This window comes from Roseateles sp. P5_B10 (genome assembly GCF_056400485.1).
In genome coordinates, this window is the sequence record NZ_JBFULE010001195.1 from 1 (window position 1) to 1,178 (window position 1,178).

The following is a 1,178-nucleotide window of genomic DNA, read 5'->3' on the forward strand; positions in this document are numbered from 1 at the left end:
GGCTATCGCCAGGGCAAGGCCCACTTGCCACCTCCTGAAGCCCGCTTTCGCCATACAAAACACTGGCAATCTCCCCCACAATGAAGCCATGAAATCCAAAGAGGCCCAGCAGACCCCGGCGATCCAGGTGCTGGAGCGCATGTTCTCGCTGCTGGACGTGCTGGCGAGCCACCAGGACCCGGTGTCGCTGAAGGCCTTGTCCGAGGCCACCGGGCTGCACCCCTCCACGGCGCACCGGATTCTCAATGACCTGACCCTCGGTCGATACGTGGATCGCCCCGAAGCCGGTAGTTATCGACTCGGCATGCGCATGCTGGAAATGGGCAACCTCGTGAAGGCGCGGCTGGATGTGCGCGACGCCGCCCTGCCGGCCATGCGCGAGCTGCACAAGTTCACCCACCAGCCGGTCAACCTGTCGGTRCGCCAGGGCGACGAGATTGTCTACATCGAACGCACCTACTCCGAACGCTCGGGCATGCAGGTCGTGCGCGCCGTGGGCGGCCGCGCGCCCTTGCACCTCACCTCAGTGGGCAAGCTCTTCCTGGCCAGCGACGACAGCCCGCGCGTGCGCGCCTACGCAACGCGCACCGGCCTGTCGGGTCACACGCGCAACAGCTTGACCGACATCAGCTCACTCGAGCGCGAGCTGGCCATGGTGCGCCAGCGCGGTATTGCCCGCGACGATGAGGAACTGGAGCTGGGCGTGCGGTGCATGGCGGCCGGCATCTATGACGACCAAGCCAAGCTGGTGGCCGGCTTGTCGATCTCAGCACCGGCCGACCGGCTGGAGGAGAGTTGGGTCGTCCGGCTGAAGGAAACGGCCTCTCAGATCTCGTCGGCGCTGGGCCACCGCGTCTGAAGCCAAAGCAAACACGGCGCCTCGGCGCCGTGTTTTCATTGGATTCAACCGCTCAGAGCTTGGCAGAGGCGGTCGCCGTCTCGCCCTGGCTGGCCAGCCACTTGCGCATGCGCTCGGCGTCCGCGATCCGCGACGCCTTGCCGCTGGAATCCAGGAACACCATGATCAGCTTGCGGCCGGCCATGCTGGCCTGCATGACCAGGCATTTGCCGGCCTCGTTGATGAAACCGGTCTTCTGCAGGCCGATGTCCCACAGCGGGTTGGACAGCAGGCCGTTGGTGCTGTGGAACTGCACCAGGCGCTTGCCCAGGGCCACGCG

General features: G+C 65.8%; 1 protein-coding gene and 1 pseudogene. One reads left to right on the top strand and one right to left on the bottom strand.

Going from position 1 to position 1,178, the window contains the following annotated elements; translation table 11 throughout:
* Nucleotides 1–88 precede the first annotated feature (88 nt).
* Nucleotides 89–859: an IclR family transcriptional regulator gene (locus AC1DU6_RS32030; RefSeq protein WP_056198258.1), complete on the top strand. Its 771-nt coding sequence runs from the start codon at nt 89–91 to the stop codon at nt 857–859.
* Between the two features lie 52 nt (nt 860–911).
* Here the strand turns inward: AC1DU6_RS32030 and AC1DU6_RS32035 are convergent.
* Nucleotides 912–1,178, bottom strand: a pseudogene (locus AC1DU6_RS32035) (peptidase S11); the annotation flags it as partial.